The 24,518-nt window shown below is 61.9% G+C and carries 16 protein-coding genes, 1 tRNA gene and 1 pseudogene; 13 read left to right on the plus strand and 5 right to left on the minus strand.

The window, feature by feature from the left end; genetic code table 11:
- Positions 1–42: 42 nt before the first annotated feature.
- The 4 genes and pseudogenes from CUJ84_RS02050 to CUJ84_RS02060 all read left to right on the plus strand — a co-directional run bounded on the left by CUJ84_RS02050 (position 43) and on the right by CUJ84_RS02060 (position 6,637).
- Positions 43–1,273, plus strand: a pseudogene (locus CUJ84_RS02050) (NAD(P)/FAD-dependent oxidoreductase).
- A 271-nt stretch (positions 1,274–1,544) separates the two neighbouring features.
- Complete coding sequence (locus CUJ84_RS38185) at positions 1,545–1,688, plus strand: hypothetical protein (protein ID WP_199788760.1); 144 nt, start codon at positions 1,545–1,547, stop codon at positions 1,686–1,688.
- A gap of 311 nt (positions 1,689–1,999) precedes the next feature.
- The gene (locus CUJ84_RS02055; protein ID WP_105004991.1) at positions 2,000–4,531 is read left to right on the plus strand and encodes a methyl-accepting chemotaxis protein; all 2,532 of its coding nucleotides are present in this window, start codon (positions 2,000–2,002) and stop codon (positions 4,529–4,531) included.
- Positions 4,532–4,789: 258 nt separating this feature from the next.
- Positions 4,790–6,637 (plus strand): methyl-accepting chemotaxis protein, encoded by a 1,848-nt coding sequence (locus CUJ84_RS02060; RefSeq protein WP_105008063.1) that lies wholly within the window; start codon positions 4,790–4,792, stop codon positions 6,635–6,637.
- Here the strand turns inward: CUJ84_RS02060 and CUJ84_RS02065 are convergent.
- Entirely contained in the window at positions 6,610–6,846 is a 237-nt protein-coding gene (locus CUJ84_RS02065; protein WP_105004992.1) for a hypothetical protein, read from the minus strand. The two genes, CUJ84_RS02060 and CUJ84_RS02065, sit on opposite strands and share 28 nt — an antisense overlap.
- Before the next feature lie 90 nt (positions 6,847–6,936).
- Between CUJ84_RS02065 and CUJ84_RS02070 the strand changes: the two genes are divergently transcribed.
- A complete protein-coding gene (locus CUJ84_RS02070) occupies positions 6,937–7,806 on the plus strand; it encodes a LysR family transcriptional regulator (RefSeq protein ID WP_105004993.1) in 870 nt (289 codons plus the stop codon).
- A 141-nt stretch (positions 7,807–7,947) separates the two neighbouring features.
- On the opposite strand, the gene CUJ84_RS02075 is transcribed toward CUJ84_RS02070, so the two are convergent.
- Together CUJ84_RS02075 and aceA are read right to left on the minus strand one after the other, a co-directional pair.
- On the minus strand, positions 7,948–8,184 hold the full coding sequence (locus CUJ84_RS02075; RefSeq protein WP_003545603.1) for an SMc00767 family acetate metabolism repressor: 237 nt from the start codon (positions 8,182–8,184) through the stop codon (positions 7,948–7,950).
- Positions 8,185–8,205: 21 nt separating this feature from the next.
- Positions 8,206–9,495 (minus strand): isocitrate lyase, encoded by a 1,290-nt coding sequence (aceA, locus tag CUJ84_RS02080; RefSeq protein WP_105004994.1) that lies wholly within the window; start codon positions 9,493–9,495, stop codon positions 8,206–8,208.
- A 190-nt stretch (positions 9,496–9,685) separates the two neighbouring features.
- Here aceA and CUJ84_RS02085 point away from each other — a divergent pair, with 190 nt between their 5' ends.
- The 5 genes from CUJ84_RS02085 (at position 9,686) to CUJ84_RS02105 (ending at position 15,295) form a co-directional block, all read left to right on the plus strand.
- Positions 9,686–11,095, plus strand: coding sequence for a helix-turn-helix domain-containing protein (locus tag CUJ84_RS02085; RefSeq protein ID WP_105004995.1), 1,410 nt, complete (start codon positions 9,686–9,688; stop codon positions 11,093–11,095).
- Between the two features lie 126 nt (positions 11,096–11,221).
- Positions 11,222–12,319 (plus strand): polyamine ABC transporter substrate-binding protein, encoded by a 1,098-nt coding sequence (locus tag CUJ84_RS02090; protein ID WP_027685946.1) that lies wholly within the window; start codon positions 11,222–11,224, stop codon positions 12,317–12,319.
- A 95-nt stretch (positions 12,320–12,414) separates the two neighbouring features.
- A complete protein-coding gene (locus tag CUJ84_RS02095; RefSeq protein WP_027685945.1) occupies positions 12,415–13,557 on the plus strand; it encodes an ABC transporter ATP-binding protein in 1,143 nt (380 codons plus the stop codon).
- Between the two features lie 4 nt (positions 13,558–13,561).
- Complete coding sequence (locus CUJ84_RS02100) at positions 13,562–14,473, plus strand: ABC transporter permease subunit (RefSeq protein WP_027685944.1); 912 nt, start codon at positions 13,562–13,564, stop codon at positions 14,471–14,473.
- Between the two features lie 3 nt (positions 14,474–14,476).
- Positions 14,477–15,295 (plus strand): ABC transporter permease, encoded by an 819-nt coding sequence (locus CUJ84_RS02105; RefSeq protein ID WP_027685943.1) that lies wholly within the window; start codon positions 14,477–14,479, stop codon positions 15,293–15,295.
- 89 nt (positions 15,296–15,384) lie between these two features.
- Here CUJ84_RS02105 and CUJ84_RS02110 read toward each other — a convergent pair whose 3' ends face one another.
- Positions 15,385–17,277 (minus strand): AsmA family protein, encoded by a 1,893-nt coding sequence (locus CUJ84_RS02110; protein ID WP_105004996.1) that lies wholly within the window; start codon positions 17,275–17,277, stop codon positions 15,385–15,387.
- 276 nt (positions 17,278–17,553) lie between these two features.
- Between CUJ84_RS02110 and CUJ84_RS02115 the strand changes: the two genes are divergently transcribed.
- The gene (locus tag CUJ84_RS02115; RefSeq protein WP_105004997.1) at positions 17,554–19,506 is read left to right on the plus strand and encodes an acetoacetate--CoA ligase; all 1,953 of its coding nucleotides are present in this window, start codon (positions 17,554–17,556) and stop codon (positions 19,504–19,506) included.
- A gap of 259 nt (positions 19,507–19,765) precedes the next feature.
- On the opposite strand, the gene CUJ84_RS02120 is transcribed toward CUJ84_RS02115, so the two are convergent.
- A complete protein-coding gene (locus CUJ84_RS02120; RefSeq protein ID WP_105004998.1) occupies positions 19,766–23,557 on the minus strand; it encodes an ATP-binding protein in 3,792 nt (1,263 codons plus the stop codon).
- A gap of 213 nt (positions 23,558–23,770) precedes the next feature.
- Between CUJ84_RS02120 and CUJ84_RS02125 the strand changes: the two genes are divergently transcribed.
- Positions 23,771–24,220, plus strand: coding sequence for a phasin (locus CUJ84_RS02125; RefSeq protein ID WP_003545621.1), 450 nt, complete (start codon positions 23,771–23,773; stop codon positions 24,218–24,220).
- Between the two features lie 130 nt (positions 24,221–24,350).
- Positions 24,351–24,427, plus strand: a tRNA-His gene (locus CUJ84_RS02130).
- Positions 24,428–24,518: the final 91 nt, after the last annotated feature.

Raw genomic sequence — 24,518 nt, forward strand, 5'->3', positions numbered from 1 at the left:
GCCAATTGGCGAGGGGTTGAGAACGTTGACTTTCGCCCTTTGATGGAAAAAGAAGACGTGATTTTGATCGGGGAAACGGATTTGCAGCGCAAAAGCGACGTCATCGTCATCGGCGCCGGGGCGGCAGGCATGATGGCGGCCATTGGCGCGGGAAAACGCGGTCGCTCGGTCGTGGTCCTCGACCATGCCAGGGCGCCTGGCGAGAAGATCCGCATATCGGGCGGCGGCCGCTGCAACTTCACCAATATCCATGCCGGACCGAAGAATTTCCTCTCCGCCAACCCGCATTTCTGCAAATCGGCGCTCGCCCGTTTCACACCTGCCGACTTCATCGCCATGGTCGACCGCCATGGCATTGCCTGGCACGAAAAGACGCTCGGCCAGCTTTTCTGCGACGATAGCGCCAAAGATATCATCCGTATGCTGCTGGCCGAGATGCGGATAGTCGGTGCAGTGCTGCATCTCGCCACCGAGATATCAGGCGTCGAAAAGACCGAATCCGGCTTCCGGGTATCGACGAGCGAAGGTCACTGTGAAGCATCGTCGCTGATCGTCGCTGATCGTCGCCACCGGCGGCAAATCGATCCCGAAGATGGACGCCACCGGCTTTGCCTATCGCCTCGCCGAGCAGTTCGGCTTGGCCGTGCTCGAAACCCGACCCGGCCTCGTGCCGCTGACGCTCGATCCCGGCCTGCTCGAGAGCATCGCCCCGCTCGCCGGCATCGCCGCCCCGGCCGAAATTCGCCATGGCAGGACCGCCTTCCGCGAAGCGCTGCTCTTCACCCATCGCGGGCTGAGCGGCCCGGCCATCCTGCAGATTTCTTCCTATTGGCGCGAGGGTGACGAGATCGTGGTCGCCATCGAACCGGATATCGATATTGCGGCGCATTTGAAGACGGCAAAGCAGCTCAATGGCCGCCAGTCGCCGCAGACAGCCCTTGGCGACATCCTGCCGAAGCGGCTGGCACAGTTTCTCGTGGAGCGCGAGAAAATCTCCGGCAACTTGGCCGACCTGCCTGACAAGGCGCTGCTGCGTCTTGCCGCCGGCGTCCAGAACTGGGCGGTCAAACCGTCCGGCTCGGAAGGCTACCGCACCGCCGAAGTGACGCTCGGCGGCATCGACACGGCAGGGCTTGATTCCCGCAGCATGGAAACAAAAGCCGTGCCCGGCCTTTATTTCATCGGTGAATGCGTCGACGTCACCGGCTGGCTTGGCGGCTATAATTTCCAGTGGGCCTGGGCCTCCGGTTTTGCCGCCGGTGAATGGGCCTAATGCATGTCGCCCAAAAGTGCGCAGCGGTTTTGGGATAACGACTTCCATGAGGCCGAGGAGCACAGCGCTGATCAGAAAGCAAATACCTAAAGCGCGTCGCATGATTCCGATTCAACGCGACGTGCTTTAGAAAAGCCGATTCAAGACTTTTTAATAGAGGTGCGCCATCCTGTCTCAATTGGCGGTTTGTAAGGTCGTTCCTAAATTAAGCTTTACCGGCAAGCCGATTTGTTGGATTGTTGTTGTGTCAGAGAGAAGTGAGGTTTCGACCATGACCAGAAACACACGACGCGCCCGCGCCATCGCAATTGCTGAGGCAAAGCCGAACGCTCGAATGGTCGCCCTGCGTTATCTGATGCTTGCCGCCGGCGCCACCGCCGCCAGCATCGCGCTGCTGCTCTCGCACGTCATCTGACCCTGTCCGCAGACCTGGAACGAACGTTGCGACATGGCTATTGTCGCACCGCGGCGTCGCGGCCCATAATTTGCAACTATTTCACTGCCTTGGCTTAACCCGCCATAACCGCTTATCCGAAAATTAATATCTAATCTGACACAATTGCTCGCGAATATTTGGGCATCTCCAAGTTGTTTGGACATGAACTGGCAATGACTGCCGCCTGGCCTCCGGGTTCCCCAATGTAACTAAGAATAGCTCGATGTGCACCCGGCTGGCGCCATGTGGCTGCCTGCGGGAGGAGTGGTGTATGAAAGGCCCGGAACGCCATGTTGATTGACAAGATTCTTTCCCGTTTCAGGATCAAGACCAAGGTCCTGATCTTCGTTCTGCCTTTCGTCGTCACCATTTCGGCGGTGGGCCTGACGGGCCTCTACGCTTCGGGACTTCTGCAGGGCCGCATGGAAATATCCAACAGCGTGCTGCAGTCGCTCAGCGGCTTCAAGGATCTCTATGGTTCGATGGATGATTTCCTGCGCGTCACCAGCCCTGAGGCGCGCGACAAGCTGCTTGCGGATCTGAAGACCCAGCAAGGCGTGCTCGACCAGACGCTGAACCAGGTCGGTGATGAGGCCGCCGGTCGCGACAGCCTTGCGGAGGCATCGCGCCGCACCAAGGACATTTCGGGCGTCGTCGACAAGCTCTGGGCGCTGCACGAGCAGGAGCGGGCATTGCATGAGCAGATCGACGCTGCGCAGAAGAGCGTGATCAGCACCCGCTTTACCGTGTCCTACCAGGCCGAGGAATTGCAGAGCACCGTTCAGAGCGACGAGAGCGCCGCCACTAGCACCCTTCGCACGGCCGACCGCTTGCTGAAGGGCGGCGATTTTCTCGGCACCGTCGCCAGCGGCTTCAGCAAGCCGCAGACACCGCAGGACAAGATCGCCTTCATCAACGAACAGATGCCGGAGATCATCAAATCGCAGCGTCTGATCGCCATCTCGGTTCCGAGCAATCAGAAGAATGTCATCGACGCGCTGGCTGCGACCATCGACGGCATCAAGGCGATCGTCCAGACACCCAATCCGACCGACGAGACCGCCACCGAACTCGGCCGTCTCGTTTCGCGCTTCCGCCAGACCTCGACCTATACGCAGCTGACCGCCACGCAGAAAATGCGTGACGCGACCCAGGAATTCGCCGCGCTCGACGGCCGGATTGCCCAGGCCAACTCGGTCCTGCAGGATACGAGGCGTCTCGAAAATTCCGTCTATTCGCTGCAGATCGTTCTTTCCGACTTTCTCGCCGACTCCAGCAAGGAAAATCTCGTGCGTCTGCAGCAGCAGGCCGGCACGCTAGGCAAGGACATGCAGGTGCTGATCACCAGCGCCAAGGGCATGGGTTTTGCCGAAGGCATTTCAGGCGCGATCCAGCCGGCGCTCGACATCATCTCCGGCGGCGGCTCGAAGATCGTCGACACGATCGGCGAGCGCGTCACCGCCTATGCCGCGGCCCGCCAGGAGCTCGACCAGATCTGGAAAAAGCTGACCGATTTCGCCGAGCTGCAGAAGCAGACGGCCGGCGCCGAGCGCACCCAGGCAAACAGCATCTCCGTCATGACCACCGGTCTCGGCATCCTGCTGTCGATCCTCGGCGGCATTGCCCTGGTGCTGACGCTGCAGCGCCCGATCAGCCATATCACCGCCGCCATGCGCCGCATCGCCGAAGGGGCGCTGGATACCAGCATCTCCGGCGAGCAGCGCCACGATGAAATCGGCGACATGGCCCGCGCGCTCGGCATCTTCAAGGAAAACGCCATCTCGAAGATCCGCATCGAGGAGCAGAGCGACGAGGAACGCGCCGCCGCCGAACATGAGCGCCAGCGCAACGACGCCGAAAAGCGCGAGATGGATCGTCAGATCGAATTTGCGGTCAATGCGCTCGCCGCCGGCCTCGAACGCATGTCGCAGGGCGATATCTCGACGACGATCGAAACGCCCTTCATCGGCCGTCTTGAACAGCTGCGCCAGGATTTCAACGGTTCGATGATGCGCCTGCAGGCGACGATGAGCCAGATCCGCGACAATGTCGAGCTGATCCAGGGCAACGGCAACCAGATGGCCCAGTCGGCCGAGGACCTCTCCAAGCGCACCGAACAGCAGGCAGCCTCGCTCGAAGAAACCGCGGCTGCCGTCGATGAAATCACCGTCACGGTCCGTTCGTCGGCCGAACGCGCCAAGGATGCTGACCAGATCGTCCGCCAGGCCAAGCGCAGCGCCGACGATTCCGCCGTCGTCGTCAGCAATGCGATCGACGCGATGGGCCGCATCGAGGATGCCTCGCGCCAGATCGAGCAGATTATCGGCGTCATCGACGAGATCGCCTTCCAGACCAACCTCCTGGCGCTCAACGCCGGCATCGAGGCGGCGCGCGCTGGTGAAGCCGGCAAGGGCTTCGCGGTGGTCGCGATGGAGGTCCGCGAACTGGCCCAGCGCTCCGCCGCCGCGGCGCAGGAGATCAAGGGGCTGATCAACAAGTCGACCAACGAGGTCAGTTCCGGCTCGCAATTCGTGCAGGAGACCGGCACGGTGCTCGCCAAGATCAGCGCCCAGATCGTCACGATCAGCCAGCATGTCGAGATGATCGCCCGCGCCAGCCACGACCAGTCCAACGCGCTGCAGAGCGTCAACGCGACGGTCAACCAGATGGACCAGATGACCCAGCAGAACGCCGCCATGGTCGAGGAGACGACTGCCGCCAGCCGCGAACTGGCCGACGAGGCCGATTCGCTGCGCAGGCTCATCCAGCAGTTCAAGATCGACGGTGAAGCCACCGGTGCGCCGGTCTACCGCGCCGCCTGATCATCGATCGATCCGTCTTCATGCGAACGGCCCCGGACTTACCGGGGCCTTTTTTCTTTATTCCGCAAAACGGCGCCTCGATTGAGACGATTTGAACGATGGAAGAATAGCTCGAATGCCGGGCAGCCTATCACGCCGGGATAATCGGAAAACGCTTGGAAACGAGGCGATGAATATCTCCGACAGCCATGATTTGCGGAGAATCTTCCTTAACGCTTTTAGTCTAATTTAACCTTGGTTTATCTCCCGGGGGTCTCGATGCTGCGCCTTTTCTCTACGTCGATCGTACGCCAGATCGTTGCGATCACGCTGTTTCTGCTGGCGATCAGCACGGCCGCCATCGTCGGCGTGACCTATTACAATCTGAGCCATCAGGTCATGGACGGCGCCGTCTCCGACGCGAAGGACGCCGCCCGTGCGATGGCTGTCCTCTACGGCGCGGCTGATCAGGCTGCAAAGATCGAATTGAAAGACAATCAGCTCTCCGCCGTCACCGAAGACGCCATTCCGGCCCTTGCCGATCATTCGCTGGTTGACCGCACCGCGCAGTCGATCGCCGGTGTTGCGACCATCTTCCAAAAGCAGGGCGGCGACTACGTCCGCATATCCACAAACGTCAAGAAGGAGAACGGCGACCGCGCCGTCGGCACCAAGCTGGTCGCCGAGCACCCGGCCCAGCCGGTTCTCGCCAGGGGTGAAGCCTATTACGGACCGGCGGAGCTTTTCGGCCGCAAGTTCATGACCGGTTATTTCCCCATCAAGAACGCCTCGAGCGCCAATGTCGGCATTCTCTTCATCGGTATTCCGATGGAGCTCTATTACCAGCGCATGTATGAGCTGCAGATGCTGGTTCTCGGCGTCGGCGCCATCGTCATGCTGATCGTCGGCGTTCTCGCCTTCTATGCGATCCGCCTCTCGGTGAAGCCTTTGCAGGCGCTGACGACCAGCGTCCACTCGATTTCCGCGGGCGATCTCGAAGGAGCGATCCCCTGCATCGAAAAGAAGAACGAGTTCGGTGATATCGGCCGGGCTCTGGCGCTTTTCCGCGACAGCGCCCGCGCAAGGCGCGATCTGGAAACCCAGGCTGCCGAACAGCGCGCCTTGAGCGATGCCGAACGCGCCAGGAACGATGCCGACAAGCGCTCGCTCGACGGCCAGATCGATTTTGCCGTCAATCAGCTTGCCGCCGGCCTCGGGCGCCTGTCGCAAGGCGACGTCTCGCAGACGATCGGCACGCCTTTCGTCGGCCGGTTGGAGCAGTTGCGCGTCGATTTCAACGCTTCGCTTCTGCGGCTTCAGGATACGCTGTCCGGCATCCGCGACAGCGCCTCGAGCATCCAGCGCAACAGCGGCGCCGTCTCCGCCTCTGCCGGCGAACTTTCGAAGCGCACCGAGGCGCAGGCGGCGAGCCTTGAGGAGACCGCGGCCGCGGTGGAGGAGATCACTGTGACGGTTCGTTCTTCCGCCGAGCGTGCCCGGGAAGCCAACAATGTCGTGGCCGCGACCAAGAAGACCGCCGACAATTCCGGCGCCGTCGTCGGCGATGCCGTCTCCGCCATGGAGCGCATCGAGCAGGCCTCGCAGCGCATCGAGCAGATCATCGAGGTGATCGACGATATCGCCTTCCAGACCAATCTTCTGGCCCTGAATGCCGGCATCGAGGCGGCGCGGGCCGGCGAGGCGGGCAAGGGTTTTGCCGTCGTCGCCCAGGAAGTCCGCGAGCTCGCCCAGCGTTCGGCCGATGCGGCGCGCGAGATCAAGTCGCTGATCGAGACATCGAGCCGGGAAGTGACGGCAGGTTCCGAACTGGTCCAGAAGACCGGCAGCGTCCTTGCCTCGATCAGCCAGGAGATCATCGCAATCAGCGGCCATGTCGAGACCATCGCCACCGCCAGCCGCGATCAATCGGCCGCGCTGCAGGAAGTCAACGGCTCGGTCAACGCCATGGACCAGATGACCCAGAAGAACGCGTCGATGGTTGCCGAGACGACGCAGGCAAGCCGCCTGCTCGCCGGCGAGGCCGACACGCTGATGGCGCTGATCGAGCGGTTCCGCATCGTTGCAGACTCCGCACCGGCTCATCTCGGGGCAAGAAAAGTCGCCTGAACCGCGCAGCCGCAGCTGCCACGGGATTGCGCCGCGGCCTTGCGGCGCTTTCCCAGGTTAAGATCGAGCGACGTCAGCCAGGCGGCGAAGCCAATGAGGCTGCTGTTTCCGAACTCGGCGTAGAATCTATCCTCCTCCGCCCTGCAACCGCATCGCTTGGGAGAGTGCCGATAGCCGATGGTGCCCGCGATGGTGATCATGTCGATCATGACGATGTCCTTTCCTATGTAAGACATCACCTGATCTAGGCATCGAATTTCTCTTTATAAACGGGGAAAATCCCGCTATGTTTTTCATTAATGAAAAACGCGAATTGGGATTCCTATCAGCTCTTCCTGCAGGTCGCCCGGCTCGGCGGGTTGACGGGAGCAAGCACCGCAAGCGGGCTTAGTCCGGCGACCGTCGGCCGGCGCATGCTCGATCTCGAACAGGAGATCGGCCGTGCATTGTTTGTCCGCAGCCAGACTGGATACCGTCTGACCCCGGATGGTCAGGCGCTGCTCGATCACCTTCAGGAAATGGAAGCCGCCGCCCGCAAGGTCGAGGCGTGGCGGCAATCAGGCGAGGGCGGCACGACCGTCAGGATTGCCGCCGGCACCTGGGTCGCCTGGCTGCTGACGGAGAATTTCGCCGCAATCCGCATGCCGGGCGATGCCTTTGCCATTTCGCTCACCATCGGCGAGGCGCGGGCAAGCCTTGCCTATCGCGAGAGCGATATCGGTATTCGCGCCTTCGAGCCTGAGGAGGCCAATCTCGCCGCACGTCAGCTCGGAGAGGTGGCCTATGCCGTCTATATCAGACGCAACGCCGCCGAGACCGACGAGCGCTGGATTGCAGTCGCCGAGGAAGAGGCGATATCGGCCTATCTGCGCTGGCCGCACGCCCATGCCGCAACAGGGATCGTCGCCACGGTTAATCGGCCGCGTTCGCTGCCGGATCTGGTGCGCGCCGGCGCCGGCAAGACCGTGCTTCCCTGTTTCGTCGGCGATCTCCAACCCGAATTGCAGCGGCAGGGCGGCGAGTTACCGGAATTGCGCCACCGGCAATGGATCGTCATGAATGCCGAGGACCGCCATCGCCCGGAGATCCGCACGGTCGCCGACCGCATGACCAAGCTTATCAAAAGTTATGCCGATCTCTTCGCCGGAAAACGACCGAGTCGAGGCTGATGCATGTCGCCCAAAACTGTGCAGCGGCTTTGGGACCAGGAGATGCATCACTGGAGACGTAAAGCGCCGCGCGCCCGATAGGTCGCGCGGCGATTGAAGAAGCGGGCCGACTTCACCGGCCCGCCAACGGTCGGCTTTTCGTCAATGCCGGTTGGTGACGACGACCGGAATCAGCAGGTCGCCCCAGTGGCCGTCGCCGCCGTGATGACGGGCCGAGCGCACCAGTTCGACCGAGACACCGGCTTCGACGGCCTTCATGACCGACTGGTTCAACCGATGCAGGTCGTTGGCGAGCATGCGGATCGTCGTCTGCTGATCCTCGCTCATGCTGCTCGCCTGCTCCTCGGCCCGTTCCCTGACGCGTGTAATGGATGCCATGATCTTCTCCTCCTCTTCGAGTTATTCCGCAGCCGGTTTGAACTGCGCATGTTCGGTCGAGCCGTGCATCGCCGTGGTCGAAGACCGGCCGCCGGTGATGGCGAGCGACACGGCGTCGAAATAGCCGGTGCCGACCTCGCGCTGGTGTTTGGTGGCGGTATAGCCATTGGCCTCGGCGGCGAATTCCGCCTGCTGCAGCTCGGAATAGGCCGACATCTGCCGCTGCCGGTAGCCGCGCGCCAGTTCGTACATGCCGTAGTTCAGCTGGTGGAAGCCGGCGAGCGTGATGAACTGGAACTTGTAGCCCATCGCGCCGAGTTCGCGCTGGAACCGTGCAATCGTCGCCTCGTCGAGGTTCTTCTTCCAGTTGAAGGAAGGTGAGCAATTATAGGCGAGCAGCTTGCCGGGATGGACCTTGTGCACGCCTTCGGCAAAGCGCCGTGCCTGATCGAGGTCCGGCTTCGAGGTCTCGCACCAGATGAGATCGCAATGCGGCGCATAGGCGACGGCGCGCGCGATGCACGGCTCGATGCCGTTTCGCACCTGATAGAAACCTTCGACTGTGCGGCCGGCATCATAGTCGACGAAGGGCTGGTCGCGCTCGTCGATGTCCGACGTCAAGAGCTTTGCCGCTTCCGCGTCGGTGCGGGCGATGACCAGCGTCGCAACGCCCATGACGTCGGCGGCAAGTCGCGCGGCATCGAGATTGCGGATATGGGCGGCCGTCGGGATCAGCACTTTGCCGCCGAGATGGCCGCACTTCTTCTCCGAAGCGAGCTGGTCCTCGAAGTGAACGCCCGCAGCACCCGCCTCGATATAGGCCTTCATGATTTCGAAGGCGTTGAGCGGTCCGCCGAAGCCTGCTTCCGCATCGGCAACGATCGGCGCGAACCAGGTCTCGACGGAAAGTCCCTGGGCTTCCGCGGTCTCGATCTGATCGGCGCGCTGCAGTGTGCGGTTGATGCGTTTGGCCAGTTCCGGACCGGCATTGGCTGGATATAGAGACTGATCGGGATACATCGCCGATGCCGTATTGGCGTCGGCCGCCACCTGCCAGCCGGAGAGATAGATCGCCTTCAGCCCGGCGCGCACCATCTGCATGGCCTGGTTGCCGGAAAGTGCGCCGAGCGCATTGACGAAATCCTCCTGGTGAATGAGCCGCCACAACCGGTCCGCCCCCATTTCGGCCAGCGTATGGCGCAGTGCCACCGAGCCTCTGAGCCGCCGCACGTCATCGGCCGAGTACGGTCTCTCGATGCCGTCGAAGCGGCCTGCTGAAGCGTTTGGAACAAGCTTGTAAAAATCCGTCATGCTGCTCTCCTCACTAAAAAGCCCGACAAAGGTGCTGCATGACAAGATTGACAATATCAGCCGTTATGACCAGAAAAACCTTTGATTTCCTGCTCAGAAAGAGGTTAAGATGACGAGGATTGACAGAGCGGCGCTGTGAATTTGTAAAATTTTGTAAATACAGCGCTCCTTCCTTGTCAAAGGGTGTGACATGGCGGAACGAAAAATATTCGCAGGCCCGAAAGTCAGGCGCATCCGCAATGCGCTGGCGCTGACGCAGACCGCCATGGCCGAGGCGCTTGAAATATCGCCTTCCTACCTGAACCTGATCGAGCGCAACCAGCGGCCGCTGACGGTGCAGCTCCTTCTCAAGCTTGCAAGCGTCTATAGGGTCGATCTGGAGGAGTTGCGGGGGCAGACCGGCGGCAGTCTCGACCAGCTCAAGGAGATCTTTGCCGATCCGCTGCTGTCGGGCGAGTTGCCGGGTGATCAGGAACTGGTGGAGGTGGCCGAGGCAGCACCCAACGCCGCGAGCGGCATGATCAAGCTCTACCGCGCCTATCGTGAGCAGGCGGCAAGGCTGTCCGATCTGACGGTGCTGATGGCCGCCGAAGGGCATGCGCCGGTCGCCGCCGGCCGGTTGCCGCTGGATGAGGTGCGCGAGGCGCTGGAGCGCAGGTCCGGCTATTTCGGACGGATCGAGACGGCGGCGGAAGCCTTTGCCGCAACGCTCCCCTGGGGCGTCGATCTTGCCGCCGGGCTGAAGGATTGGCTGCGCTCCGAGCGGGGCATCGCGGTGCGAGTCCTGCCCGTCCATGTGATGCCGGACCTGCGCCGCCGTTTCGATCGCCATTCGATGCGGCTTTTCATCTCGGAGCGCCTGTCACAGGCCGACCGTGCGCATGAGATATCAATCGAGGCCGCGACTCTCGCTTTGCTGCCGGCAATCGATGCCGAGCTTGCCGATCTCTCGCTCTCCTCCGCCGAGGCGCGCCGCATCGCCCGTTTCGAGCTTGCCCGCATCGCCGCGCTGGCGCTCACAATGCCCTATGAAGCCTTTCTGTCGGCGGCCAGGGCAACGCGCTACGATATCGATATTCTGCGTGCGCGCTTCGGCGTCTCCTTCGGCCACGCCGCCGCGCGCCTTGCCATGCTGCAGCGCCCGGGCGCGGCCGCCATTCCCTTCTTCCTGATCGAGATCGATGCTGCGGGCCACCGGCTGCGCAGGGCAGGCGCCCAGGGTTTTCCGCAGGCCCGTTTCGGCGGCGGCTGTCCGAAGCTCAATATCCACGCCGCCTTCCTGCAACCGGGCCAGATCCTCGCCGAAACGGTCGTCATGCCGGACGGGGCATCCTTCCTGACGGTCGCCCGCACCTTGGAGGGACCGAGCGTCGAATTCGGCGAAAGGGTAAGGCGCACCGCGATCCTGATCGGCTGCGACGCCGCCCTTGGCGAGGGTGTGGTCTATGGGCAGGCGATGGCGCTCGATCCGGTCACGGTCGGTCCGGCCTGTCGCCTTTGCGAGCGGCGCGGCTGCCTTTCCCGGGCCGAGCCGCCGGTGACGAGACCGCTCGGGCTCGACGAGATGGTGGCGGGGCTCAGCGCCTTCGATTTCCAGTGATTGTGAAATCGTTGAGGGCGCAGGATTTTGCGCTTGTGGGCTGTGAAATTCCTTCTTAGTCTGCGTGGAAAACCAGAGGGAAAAGATGTCCGGGGGTGCGGAATCTTTGAACAAACAGGAGAAGTCATGAGGTCAACCATCCTATGCGTGACGGCCGCCGCCGTTACCGCACTCCTTGCTGCCGTGCCGGCCTTTGCGCAGGAGCGTGTGGTCAACGTCTACAACTGGTCGGATTATATCGACAGTTCCATTCTCGAGGATTTCACCAAGGAAACCGGCATCAAGGTCGTCTACGACACCTTCGATTCCAACGAGACGCTGGAAACCAAGCTCTTGGCCGGTGGTTCGGGGTATGACGTCGTCGTCCCCACGGTATCCTTCATGCAGCGCCAGATCGCCGCCGGCGTCTACCAGAAGCTCGACAAGTCGAAGCTGCCGAACCTGGTCAACATGTGGGATGTCATCATGAAGGGCGTGGCGTCCTTCGACCCCGGCAATGAATACAGCGTCGACTACATGTGGGGCACGACGGGCATCGGCTATAATGTCGACAAGGTCAAGGCTGCCCTCGGCACCGACGAGAAGCCCAATTGGGACGCGTTGTTCGATCCGGCGAAAGCGGCGAAACTCAAGGATTGCGGCATCTATATGCTGGATTCCCCAACCGACGTCGTGCCCTCGGTACTCGCCTATCTCGGGCTCAATCCGAACAGCACCGATCCCGCCGATCTCAAGAAGGCGCAGGAGGTTCTCACGGCCGTCCGTCCCTTCGTCCGCAAGTTCCATTCGTCCGAATATATCAGCGCGTTGGCGAACGGCGATATCTGCATCGCGCTCGGTTATTCCGGCGACATGTTCCAGGCCCGCGACCGTGCCGCGGAAGCCAATGCTGGCGTAAAGGTCGACTACTCGGTCCCGTCGCAGGGAGCCCAGATCTTCTTCGACGTCTTCGGCATTCCGAAGGATGCGCCGCATGTCGCCGAAGCCCATGAATTCATCAACTACATGATGAAGCCGGAAGTCATCGCCAAGGCCTCGAACTTCGTTTTCTACGCCAACGGCAACAAGGCGTCGCAGCAGTTCCTCGACAAGGAGGTCCTCGACGATACGGCGATCTACCCGACGCCGGAGGTAATGGCGAAACTCTTCACTGTTCCGCCGCTCGATCCGAAGACGCAGCGGATCGTGACGCGGCTATGGACCACCGTGGTCACCGGCCAATGATAGAATAACGGCCCGGACGGAAACGTCCGGGCCTTTTTTTGACGATCCCGGCCGGGTGAAACCGGGAGCAAAAGAATGTATTTTCGGGGAACAATATGAAGTCTCTAGGCAATATTCGCCGCTCTTTCGCACCTTGGACCGATCCGTCCGCCAAGCCCTTCATTTCAATCAAGAACGTCACCAAGCGTTTCGGTGATTTCACCGCCGTCGATAACCTGTCGCTCGACATCTATCACCGCGAGTTCTTCGCGCTGCTCGGCGCTTCCGGCTGCGGCAAGTCGACGCTTCTGCGCATGCTCGCCGGCTTCGAGCAGCCGACCTCGGGAGAAATCGTGCTCGACGGTACCGACATGGCCGGCACGCCGCCCTATCGGCGTCCCGTCAACATGATGTTCCAGTCCTATGCGCTTTTCCCGCACATGACGGTCGAGAAGAACATCGCTTTCGGCCTGAAACAGGACGGCATGGCGAAGGACGAGATGACTGACCGCGTCTTGCAGATGTTGAAGCTCGTCAAGCTGGAGCAATTTGCCTCCCGCAAGCCGAACCAGCTTTCCGGCGGCCAGCGCCAGCGCGTGGCGCTGGCCCGCTCGCTCGCCAAGCGCCCGAAGGTGCTGCTGCTCGACGAACCGCTCGGCGCGCTCGACAAGAAGCTGCGCGAGGAAACCCAGTTCGAGCTGATGGACCTGCAGCAGAATCTCGGCCTCACCTTCGTCGTGGTCACCCACGACCAGGAAGAGGCGATGACCATGGCCGACCGTATCGCCGTCATGAGCCACGGCAAGGTCGTGCAGGTGGCGACGCCGGCCGAAATCTACGAGGCGCCGAATTGCCGTTTCGTTGCGGATTTCATCGGCGACGTGAACATCTTCGATGGCAAGGTCGCCTCATCGGGCAACGGCACCGTCGAGATATCAGTCGATAGCGGCTTCAGCGTGCGTGTCGCCGCCGCCGAGACACCCTCGGCAGGCAGCGCCGTCGGCTTCGCCATCCGGCCGGAAAAGATGCGGGTCGGGCGCACGGCTCCCGCCAATGCGTCCGTCAACGCCGCCAAAGGCGAACTCTGGGATATCGCCTATCTCGGCGACATGACCGTCTTCCATGTGAAATTGCAAAGCGGCAACGTCGTCAAGGCCTCGTCCCTCAATGCGCAGCGCTCCGTCGACGACCCCTTCACCTACGATCAGGAAGTCTGGGTCTCCTTCGACGAGAATGCCGGCGTCCTGCTGAAGGATTGACATCATGGGCAAGTTCACGTCCGGCCTCTACAATCGCCTCGTCATCGTCATCCCTTACGCCTGGCTGCTGCTCTTCTTCCTGGCGCCTTTCTTCATCGTCTTCCGCATTTCGATGTCGACGACGGCGATCGCCATGCCGCCCTATGAGCCTGTCTTCTCCTTCGCCGACGGCTGGGCCGGCCTCTTAAGCAAGATCGGCGAATTCTCCTTCGACAATTACACCTACCTCACCGACGACCCGCTCTATTTCAACGCCTATGTGTCGAGCGTGGTGATCGCCGCGATCTCCACCTTCCTGACGCTGCTGATCGCCTATCCGATCGCCTACGGCATGGCGCAGGCGCCACGTGGCCTGCGGCCGACGCTGGTGATGCTCGTCATCCTGCCCTTCTGGACGAGCTTCCTGATCCGCGTCTACGCCTGGATCGCCATCCTCAAGCCGGAGGGGCTGTTCAACCAGCTGCTGCTGTCGCTGCACCTGATCGATACACCGCTGATCATCCTCAACACCAATACCGCCGTCTATATCGGCATCGTCTATTCCTATCTGCCCTTCATGGTGCTGCCGCTTTATTCGGCGCTGGAGAAGATGGACGGCACGCTGATCGAAGCCGCACAGGATCTCGGCTGCCCGCCGATCACCGCCTTCTGGCGCGTCACCTTCCCGCTGTCGATTCCCGGCGTGGTGGCCGGTTGCATGCTGGTCTTCATCCCGGCCGTCGGCGAATTCGTCATTCCCGATCTGCTCGGCGGGTCGCAGACGCTGATGATCGGCAAGACGCTGTGGAACGAGTTCAATTCCAATCGCGACTGGCCGGTCTCCTCGGCGGTGGCGACCATCCTGTTGCTGATCCTGGTCATCCCGATCGTCTTCTTCCAGAATGTCCAGGCCAAAGCCGAAGAGCGGGGGAAATAAACCATGCTGAAATGGACCCGCTTCAACATCGTCTCCGTCACGCTCGGCTTCGCCTTCCTCTATCTGCCGATCGTGCTTCTGGTGATTTTTTCCTTCAACGAATCCAAACTCGTGACCGTCTGGGGCGGCTTCTCGACGAAATGGTATGTCTCGTTGATGAGCAATCAGGCCTTGCTCGACGCTGCCTGGGTGACGCTGCGCGTCGGGCTGCTGTCGGCGACGTTGGCAACCATCCTCGGCACGATGGCGGCGCTGACATTGGTGCGCTACACGCGCTTTCGCGGCCGCATGCTGTTTTCTGGCATGGTCTATGCCCCGCTCGTCATGCCGGAGGTCATCACCGGCCTGTCATTGCTGCTGCTCTTCGTGGCGATCGGTCTCGACCGCGGCTTCTGGACGATCACGCTTGCGCATACGACGCTGACCATGTGCTTCGTCGCCGTCGTCGTGCAGTCGCGCCTGCTGAGTTTCGATCATTCGATCGAGGAAGCGGCCCAGGATCTCGGCGCGCCGCCGGTGCGTACTTTCTTCGAGATCACCCTGCCGATCATCGCGCCCGCCGTGCTCTCCGGCTGGATCCTGGCCTTCACCCTGTCGCTTGACGATCTGGTGATTGCGAGCTTCACCTCGGGGCCTGGCGCCACCACGCTGCCGATGAGGATCTACAGCCAGGTTCGCCTTGGCGTGACGCCCGAGATCAATGCGGTGTGCACGATCCTGATCGGCGTCGTCGCCTTCGGCGTCATCTGCGCCTCAATCATCACCAAGCGCCGCGAAACGCAGCGGCAGAGGGACGAGCGCGCCGCTGCGGCCGGTGCGTGAGGTCTAAAGCGCGTGCTCCTCGCGCTTTATGTCTCTATTTTACGCATGTCGTTATCGCAAAACCGCTGCACACTTTTGCGCGACATGCTTCATTGCGCGTGGGGTGTATTGCCGAATAGCGGAACCGGCGAGATCACCGGGTTCGGCCATGAACCGCCGACGAAGAACGGCAGAAGCGGCAGCTCTGCCGCCTTGGCCGGATCGGTTGCCTCCAGTGATCCCGATAGCGCCAGCCCGTTCGACTGATAGGTGATGACGCCCGAAAGTGTCAGCGTCTGTGTGGCGCCGGCGATATGGGCGTCGTGCATCTCGGCGGTGCCGTTGGCGAAATCCGCCTGAAGGTTCAACTGGTTGAAGGCGAAGGCGCCGCCTGCTGCCGCGCTCAGCGGAAAGAACGGCTTTTCGGCCGCCTGCGTCCGGAGTGCTGCGGCATCGACGCCCGGAATCGTACCTTCCCCCGTCCAGAAACGCAGCTTGCCGGTGACGTCGGCAAGGCCGGTCGTCCAGATCGCCTTCGGCGACTGCAGGTCGAGATCGAGTGATCCTGTCGCAAGCGGCAGCGGACCCTTCAGCTGCAGGCGCTCGGCAAGGGCTGCGAAGTCGGCATTGCGGATCGACAGCTGTAGCTTGCCGCCGCCATCGAAGTCGCGCTGCGTCGCTTCCAGATGCGCGGTCATCTCGCCGCCTTCGAACTGGCTGTCGCCAATATCGAATTTCGCTTCGCCGCCGGCAACGATCACGCTGGCGCCGACGTCGGAAAGTTCGAAGAGACCCATCTGCGCGCGCCGCGCCGAAAGCCTGACGTCGAGGTCGAGCGCCTGCAGCGGCCCGCCTATGCCGGCGGAGATTTCCTCCGCCTCGCCGGCGGCGAGCCTGAGCGCGAAGGCGTCGAGGAAGGGCTTGAGGTTCATCTGGTCGAAGGCGAGCGTGCCGCCGATCTTCGGGCGTTTGCCAGGTTGGGTGAAAAGGTCCATCACCCCCGTGGCACTCGCTTCGTTCAGCGACAGACTGAGATTGTTGAAGCGCAGCCCGTTGCCCGACGACATGATGTCGGATTCCAGCGAAGCGCTCTTCAACGTTGCGATGCCCGGGATCGATTTGCCCGACCACGTCAGCAGCGCCGGCACATCAGGAATGCTGGCGGTGATATTGCCGGAAAGGGCCGAAAGGCTGGCGATGCTGGCAATCCCCTGGAAGCGCGCCGTCAGCAGGTTTGATGTGAGCGACGTTCGTGCCTCGGCATTCCCGCCGGCAAAGGCGAGCAGCGGCTGGCGCGACGCGAAATCGACTTTCAGGTCCTCGCCGTTGATGCGGGCGATGACGACCGCCGAGATCGCGCCGGATAGCCTCGGCCAGGCGATATCTGCGGTGACGCTGTCGAAATGATAGGTCTTGGCGGACTTGATGTCGGTGACCACAAACGTGCCGTCCTCGACCGTCACTGCGCCGATCTCGGCATCGAGATCCGGAGCGAGCACCTCAGCTCCGTTTTCGGAGCGTACGCCGTTGATCGCGCGTGCGAGCAGGCCGGCATAACTCCAGTCGATCAGGCCTTTCTCGTCGCGCGTCAGCGCCAGGTTGGGGCGCACCAGATGGAATTCGTGGAAGCTTGTCCGGCCTCGCAACGCATCGATGAGGCTGAAATCGGCCGACAGGCTTTCAATGCTGCCGAGCATCTTGTCGCCGTTTTCGCGCGGCTGGCGGATGGTGATCTGGTTCAGTGTTATGCGCGGCGTCGGCCAGAATTCGAGAACCGGACTACCCTTGATCTCGGCATGGTAGCCCGTCCATTTCGACAGCGCGTCCTCGATGCCGGAGCGCACGAAGCCGGTCGAGATGAGATAGGGTGCGGCGACCCTGAGCGCCACGAAAAGCGCGAGCGCGATCAGCAGGAATACCGTCGACAGGCGGGCGAAGGCCGGAAGCCAGCGCGAAACGGGTCCGATCTTCCTGCGCCACCTGCGATGTCTTGACGTGCTCATGATCTCCGCCGGCAAATTCAGCCGGTCATCCCGTTATGCGCTGATTTCGCCGGATATAGGAAATATCAGGCATATGCAAATCCCCTACAGCGCCGCGCGTCTTTTCAGACGCGCAAAGGACGCTGTAGCACTTTCAATTAAATAGTTGGAGCATGATGTCGTCCGAAAACCGCTCACACTTTTCGGCATCATGCTCCAGGCGACGGATCGCGTCGGTTCCGCGCTTTATAATGCAATGCAGCATGATATAAGGACGGCATTGGGGAGGAGGATTGAATGCAGGATAACAGACCACTTTGGGTGCCCTCGCAGGATGCCATTGCAAAGAGCCCGATCCATGCCTTCATAAAACGCTGCAATGCCGATTTCGGGCTTTCTCTTTCTGGCTTTGAGGATCTGCATGCATGGTCGGTGGCCGAGCGGGAGAATTTCTGGTCGACCGTCTGGGATTTCTGCGGCGTGAAGGGAGAGCGCGGCGCAGAGGTGCTTGCCAATGGCGACCGCATGCTGGACGCCCGCTTCTTTCCCGATGCGACGCTGAACTTCGCCGAAAACCTTCTGTCTGGCCGTGGTGACGGTGATGCGATCATCTTCCGCGGCGAGGACAAGGCCGAGGACCGCTGGTCGTGGGACCGGCTGCGCGCGCTGGTCTCGAAGCTGCAGCAGGCCTTCTCAGCACTCGGCATCGGCAAGGGCGACCGCATCGCCGCCATGATGCCGAACATGCCGGAGACCGTCGCCGCCATGCTCGCCGCCGCCTCGATCGGCGCCATATGGTCGTCCTGTTCGCCTGATTTCGGTGAGCAGGGTGTGCTCGACCGTTTCGGCCAGATCGGCCCGAGGCTGTTCATCGCCTGCGATGCCTATTGGTATTCCGGCAAGCTGCAGGATGTCGGCGCCAAGGTCGCCACCGTCACAAAAAGTCTGGGTGTTCCCTCCGTCATTGTCCACTACGCCGGCGATGCGGAGGCAGTGGCGCGCAAGACGCCAGGGGCTTCAACGCTCGAGGCCTTTGTCGCGCCCTATGCGGCACGGGAAGTCGAGTTCACGCGGCTTGGCTTCGCGCATCCGCTCTACATCCTCTTTTCATCGGGCACCACGGGCGTGCCGAAATGCATCGTGCATTCGGCCGGCGGCACTCTGCTGCAGCATCTCAAGGAGCAGCGGCTGCATTGTGGCCTGGAGGCGGGCGAGAAGCTGTTCTACTTCACCACCTGCGGCTGGATGATGTGGAACTGGCTGGTCAGTGGCCTTGCCAGCGGCGCAACGCTCTGCCTGTTCGACGGCTCGCCCTTCGCACCCGACGGCAACGTGCTGTTCGACTATGCCGAGGCCGAAAAATTCGCCATCTTCGGCACTTCGGCGAAATATATCGATGCGGTGCGCAAGGGCGGGCTGACGCCGCGCGCAAGTCACGATCTGTCCAGCCTGCGGCTGATGACCTCCACCGGTTCGCCGCTGTCGCCGGAAGGGTTCACCTTCGTCTATGAGGGCATCAAGGAAGACGTGCAGCTCGCCTCGATCTCGGGCGGCACCGATATCGTCTCCTGCTTCGTGCTCGGCAATCCGCTGCAGCCGGTCTGGCGCGGCGAGATCCAGGGGGCTGGCCTCGGCCTTGCCGTCGATGTCTGGAACGATGATGGCAAACCGGTGCGCGGGGAGAAGGGTGAGCTCGTCTGCACCAAGGCCTTCCCCTCGATGCCGGTGATGTTCTGGAACGACCCCGATGGCGCCAAATATCGCGCCGCCTATTTCGACCGCTTCGACAATATCTGGTGCCATGGCGATTTCGCTGAATGGACGGAGCATGGCGGCCTGATCATCCACGGCCGTTCGGATGCGACGCTCAATCCCGGCGGCGTGCGCATCGGCACAGCGGAGATCTACAATCAGGTCGAGCAGATGGAGGAGGTGGCCGAGGCGCTCTGCATCGGCCAGGAGTGGGACGACGACGTGCGCGTCATCCTCTTTGTTCGCCTTGCCCCCGGTGTGGCGCTGACGGAGGATCTCGTCAAGGCGATCAAGACGCGTGTTCGCACCGGCGCCTCGCCGCGGCACGTGCCGGCGAAGATCATCGCGGTTGCCGATATTCCCCGCACCAAATCCGGCAAGATCGTCGAGCTTGCCGTGCGCGAGGTCGTTCACGGCCGGCCGGTGAAGAACCAGGAAGCGCTCGCCAATCCCGAGGCGCTGCGGCTCTTCGCCGGGCTAAACGAACTGAAGGACTGACAGCGATCGGAAACTACAAGCTTTCACCCTCTATCAATCTCCTGTCATGGAAACCTTTCGTTAAGAAAGGTTTGTCAAAGGTGAAGCCATCTTGGGGGTCGCACATGAACGAGGCGGCCTGGGGCTTTCTGGCCTCCGAAACATGACGTTGATCGACTGAGCTCTTGTTGAACAGCACTAAATTCTAGGCAGCCTCTGGCTGCCTTTTCTTTATGCGCTTACACCGCCGCGCGTCTTTTCAGACGCGCAAAGCGGTGCGTTAGCCGGCCAGCACGCGCTGCGACGGGAAGGTGATCTCGACGAGCGTGCCCTCGTTCGGCGTCGAATTGATCGAGAACGTTGCCCGGTTGGCATCCACCATCGCCTTGGTCAGCGGCAGGCCGAGCCCGGTGCCGTCGCCGCGATGGCGCGATTGGGTCGAGGAGACCTGCCGGAACGGCTTCATCGCCTGGTCGAGTTCGCTGCGCGTCATGCCGATGCCGGTATCGCGGACCCTGAGGACGACGCTGCCATTGGTCTCATAGGACGTGGAAACGACGATCTGCCCGCCTGATGGGGTGAAGCGGATGGCGTTCGACAGGATGTTCAGGGCGATCTGCTTGATCGAGCGTAGATCGGCCACGACATCGGGCACCGATTGCGACAGCGCCGTGCGGATGATGACGCGCTGTCCATTCGCCTGCGGCTGTATCAGCGCCACGGCCTCGGAAACCGCCTCGTTGAGACCGACGGCATCAAAATCGAGATCCATCTCGCCCGCTTCGATCTTCGAAATGTCGAGCAGGTCGTTGACGATGTCGAGCACGTGCCGGCCAGAGCGGCCGATGTCATTGGCATATTCGATATAACGCGGATGGCCGATCGGGCCGAAGCGCTCGCCCGCCATCATGTCGGAAAAGCCGATAATGGCGTTGAGCGGCGTGCGGATCTCGTGGCTGACACGGGCGAGGAAATCGGTCTTGTGGGCGTTGGCGGTTTCGGCCGCGCCCTTGGCATTGCGCAGCTCGTCCTCGGTGCGCTTCCACTGGGTGATATCGCGAATGACGGCGCAATAGCCGTTGGAGGAGGTGAGCTGGCCCATCGTCATGAACAGCGGCACGAAGCCTCCGGCGGCCTCGCGGCCGATCACTTCACGCCCATCGTTCAGCACACTCGCCACGCCATGGCCGGAGAGGCCGTTCAGATAGTCGATGACCGCTTTCTGGCTCTCATGGGCAAACAGCATGACGAAGGGTTTGCCGCGCGTCTCCTGCTCGTCGTAATTGAAAAGCGCGCTGGCCGACCGGTTCATCGAGCGGATGTCGCCGTCGGTGCCGATGACGACGACGCCGTCGGTCGCCGTTTCCAGGATCGAGCGCAATTCCTCCACTTCGACCTGAAGCTTGGCGACCTTCTCGACCATCCGCTCGGGACGGCCCTCGGACCGGTTTGCTTCGCCACGGCCATCTTCCTTGCCTTCCACCGGCATCAACGCCAGCATCAATGCGTTGGCGTCGTCCCAGCGCACCGATTGTAGACGCGCGGTCACCGGCGCCAGCGTATCATCGGCCTTGACAAGCATCATGGTGCCGGAGCCGACCGACTTTTCCTCGAGTTCGCGGCGCTGCAGCAGGGCTTCGATGCCGCCCACCTCGCGCAATGCCTCGAGCGTGCCGTAGCCCGTCAGCCGCATGAATTCCGGATTGGCATGGATCAGCGCATCGCCGATATGAATGAGCACGGCAACAGGCAGCTGGTCGACCGTGCCCACCGAAAGCCCGTCCGTCATCTTGACGCGCGGCGGGATGAAGCTTGTGAGAACCTCGATCTGGCTGACCGTCTCCTCAAGCCCTTCCGTCGCCTCGTCCTCGGCGATGATTGAAGGCTCTTCGGCGACGACGTCGTCTTCGCGCTCAGCCTCGACGGCATTCTCGAAGATCGCCTCCAGCGGCGCCGTTTCCTCGAGCGACGGTGTTTCCGCCTTCTCGACGGCGGGTATGTCGGCCTCGAACTCTTCGGGTCCGGAGGCTTTTTCGAAGCCGGCGGTTTCAGTGACGGCGGGTTCCATCGGCGCCGGGACGGCAGGCCCGTCCTTGTTGGCTCCGAAGGCTTCGAGGCGTTTGGCGATCTCGCGGAAATTGGCCTGTTCGGCGGCCGTCAGTCCGGCGCTGGCGTTGTGAAGCTGAACGATCCTGTCGGAGAAACGGCGATTGGGCGTTTCCGAAATGCGAAGCGCCGGCGGCTCTTGCGGAAGATCCGTTGCGGGCTCGGCGGCGGAAACGTCGCCGGCATCGGCGCTGCCTTCCGCTCTTTCTGCAGCACTTTCCTGGGCAGGTGTCTCGATCGCCGCCTGCTCGGTGGCAATCTCTTCCGGCGCTGGCTCCGTCTGCGGCGCCTGATCCTCAACCTCTTCCGTCAGGACGGGTTCGATCAGCGGCTCTTCAAGCGCTGTCTCCGCTTCGTGTACCACCTCGGCAATGGTTTCGGCAGGTGGGCCGAGGCTTGCTGCATCATGGCCAACGCCGTCCGGGCCAAGTGTCAGGCCGAGCGCCAGCGGATCTTCCTGGGCATCGGAAAGCCGGACGACGCCGAAGCCGCGGAACCCATCGAAGTCGCGGTTGCGGGTATAGGTCGGCAGCGCCGCCAGATCGACCGGAACGACGAGGCTGGTGCCTTCGACCGGCCAGAGGATCGTCTTGCCCGACCACGTGTCGCGGCGGGCGAGCGCCTCGGAAAGCTTGCCGTCAGGATCGAGATTGAAGAGGGCGGCGACATCGCCAAAGGCAGATCCGATGATGTCGGATGCATGCGGACCGACGGCCTCGGCAAATTCGTGGCTGACCTCGTTGAACCGGCCTTCGGCGTCGATCTTCCAGACGAAGCGCGTGGCGCGGCTGTTCGGCCTGAAGACGAAGCCGGGCTCAGCCGCAAGCTCAGGGGCAGGGGGCACGTCGGTGGCCACAGGCGTTGCGATGACGGGCTCTTCATGGACCGCTTCCGGCGTGTCTTCGATAGGCGTTTCGCCGGCTTCAACAGGCGGTTCGACCGCCTCGGCAACGGAGGTCAAATCGTCATCGATGACCGCGGCGGGCTCGTAGGCCTCAGCCGCGCTGCTATCGATCATGCCGTCGTCGCTCTCCGGCTCCGCATCCGCAGCAGGATACAGCCCATCATCAACCGTCTCGTCTGTGGATGCAGCTGTCTCGGCCGGCTGTTCGCTTTCGCCGGCTATTTCTTCGAGCGTCTCCTCGACCTCTTCGATCCCCGAGACCGCGTCGATGATCTCGGTGAAGCCTGTCGCGGCGACTGGCTCGTCATGAAGCGCTTCGGCCGGCGGTACGCTTTCTTCCTGTGCGGGCGCATCGACTGGGTCGAGCGCGGGCGCATCGATCGGGTCGAGATGGCCGACCGCAGTCTCCACGGCAAAGAGCAGATTGAGCGCCGGATCGTCGCTGAGCTTGCCGACGGCGGCCGGAAGATTGCCTCTGGCGGTGGCGACGGGACGCTTCACCAACCGGTCGGGATGTGCGCCCGCAAGGTTGATCAAGGTCTTTGCCGTCTGCTCGGAGATCCCGAGCGAGGCAAAACCCGGCGAAGCCGCGATGACCTCGCCATTGGCGCCGATCACCGCCATGTGCGTATCGGGATCATCAAGTCCCTGCAGCATCTGGGCCGCCGATGCGCCGGCCGCGAGTGGCTTTGCCGAGATCGGCACTGAAAACAGGATGGCCTTTTCGCCCTGGGAAAGCCGGATCAGTTCGGCGGCCGCTTGTACCTGCGCACGCTGAAAGCCCTTGGCAACGCGGATCATCAGGCTGCGGCTGTCGCCGATATCGGTGAGCTGGCGCGCCGCCGTTTCCAGTTGGCGGAAGGTTATGTCGGCGCGATCGACGCCCTGATCGAGCAGATCATAGACCGCTGAATGACCGAAAAGCTCCGCACCCGCACCGTTCGCCCAGAGCAGACGGGCGAGATCGGCCGAAAACAGCACCATGGCCTCGCCGCGTGAAAAGCGTTCCCGTACCCGTGCATGCACGGCGATATCGATGAACGGATATTGGACTGCGGGCATGTTCGAACCTTGTCGCTGTCGGCCTTCTTAAATTAACGGCTTATTAATAACTGCGGGGCGCATGCCGGTCCAGAAGAGGAGGGGGTTTTCGGCCGGAAAGGTTAACGTCTTGTGCACTGCACAATAATTGTTGCAATGCACAATGAAATGTCTTATATAAGCATCATCCAACAAACGCAGGCAGCGGCTGCCTCAACCCAAAGGATGCGACCCATGGCTACCATAAAGACCGACGACGTTTTTTCAATCGCTTCTTTCGACCCGTCCAAGTTCACGGAATCTTTCCGTGAATTCGCCGAAAAGGGCGCTCAGCAGTCGAAGGATGCCTATGCCAAGCTGAAGACCGCTGGCGAGGAAGCCGGCAAGACGCTCGAAGCCACCGTCCAGACGGCACAGGCCGGCTCGGTCGAGATCGGCCTGAAGGCGATCGACATCCTGCGCATCAATTCCGAGAACTCGCTGTCGCACTTCGAAGCGTTGCTCGGCGTCAAGTCGCCGGCCGAATTCTTCGAGCTGCAGACCTCGTTCATCCGCAAGCAGGCCGAACTCACCGTCGAGCAGGCGAAGTCGATCCAGGAAACCACCAAGCAGGTGGCTGAGAAGCTCGCAAAGCCCTCCAAGGACGCCGCCGAAAAGGCTATGGCTTCCTTCAAGGTTGCCTGATCGGTCCTTACCGATCGGAGATAAAAGGCTGGACCTCGCGTCCAGCCTTTTTGTATATTGATGAGGAATGGGACTTGAATTCCTCGCCAAGTCCTCGTATGTGACCCCCGTCGCGCCAAGCGCGATTTATGCGGTTGTAGCTCAGTTGGTTAGAGCGCAGGTTTGTGGCACCTGAGGTCGGAGGTTCGAGACCCCCCAACCGTACCATCTCCCCCTTGTCCATATCGAAGACATAGGTAACAGATCGTACCTAAGACACGGGTGACAACCTCGTGTCGAACGGGCCGTCGATCGCTCC

Origin of the sequence: Rhizobium leguminosarum (assembly GCF_002953715.1) — a bacterium.
GTDB classification, from domain to species: Bacteria; Pseudomonadota; Alphaproteobacteria; order Rhizobiales; family Rhizobiaceae; genus Rhizobium; species Rhizobium leguminosarum_V.

Excerpts from the sequence above, each read along its gene's own strand:
- CUJ84_RS02075 (WP_003545603.1), bottom strand. The coding sequence starts at position 8,184 with ATGGCATCCATTACACGCGTCAGGGAACGGGCCGAGGAGCAGGCGAGC.
- CUJ84_RS02115 (WP_105004997.1), top strand. The coding sequence starts at position 17,554 with ATGCAGGATAACAGACCACTTTGGGTGCCCTCGCAGGATGCCATTGCA.
- CUJ84_RS02085 (WP_105004995.1), top strand. The coding sequence starts at position 9,686 with ATGGCGGAACGAAAAATATTCGCAGGCCCGAAAGTCAGGCGCATCCGC.
- CUJ84_RS02055 (WP_105004991.1), top strand. The coding sequence starts at position 2,000 with ATGTTGATTGACAAGATTCTTTCCCGTTTCAGGATCAAGACCAAGGTC.
- CUJ84_RS38185 (WP_199788760.1), top strand. The coding sequence starts at position 1,545 with ATGACCAGAAACACACGACGCGCCCGCGCCATCGCAATTGCTGAGGCA.
- CUJ84_RS02100 (WP_027685944.1), top strand. The coding sequence starts at position 13,562 with ATGGGCAAGTTCACGTCCGGCCTCTACAATCGCCTCGTCATCGTCATC.
- CUJ84_RS02095 (WP_027685945.1), top strand. The coding sequence starts at position 12,415 with ATGAAGTCTCTAGGCAATATTCGCCGCTCTTTCGCACCTTGGACCGAT.
- CUJ84_RS02110 (WP_105004996.1), bottom strand. The coding sequence starts at position 17,277 with ATGAGCACGTCAAGACATCGCAGGTGGCGCAGGAAGATCGGACCCGTT.
- CUJ84_RS02120 (WP_105004998.1), bottom strand. The coding sequence starts at position 23,557 with ATGCCCGCAGTCCAATATCCGTTCATCGATATCGCCGTGCATGCACGG.
- aceA (WP_105004994.1), bottom strand. The coding sequence starts at position 9,495 with ATGACGGATTTTTACAAGCTTGTTCCAAACGCTTCAGCAGGCCGCTTC.
- CUJ84_RS02105 (WP_027685943.1), top strand. The coding sequence starts at position 14,477 with ATGCTGAAATGGACCCGCTTCAACATCGTCTCCGTCACGCTCGGCTTC.
- CUJ84_RS02060 (WP_105008063.1), top strand. The coding sequence starts at position 4,790 with ATGCTGCGCCTTTTCTCTACGTCGATCGTACGCCAGATCGTTGCGATC.
- CUJ84_RS02065 (WP_105004992.1), bottom strand. The coding sequence starts at position 6,846 with ATGATCGACATGATCACCATCGCGGGCACCATCGGCTATCGGCACTCT.
- CUJ84_RS02125 (WP_003545621.1), top strand. The coding sequence starts at position 23,771 with ATGGCTACCATAAAGACCGACGACGTTTTTTCAATCGCTTCTTTCGAC.
- CUJ84_RS02090 (WP_027685946.1), top strand. The coding sequence starts at position 11,222 with ATGAGGTCAACCATCCTATGCGTGACGGCCGCCGCCGTTACCGCACTC.
- CUJ84_RS02070 (WP_105004993.1), top strand. The coding sequence starts at position 6,937 with ATGAAAAACGCGAATTGGGATTCCTATCAGCTCTTCCTGCAGGTCGCC.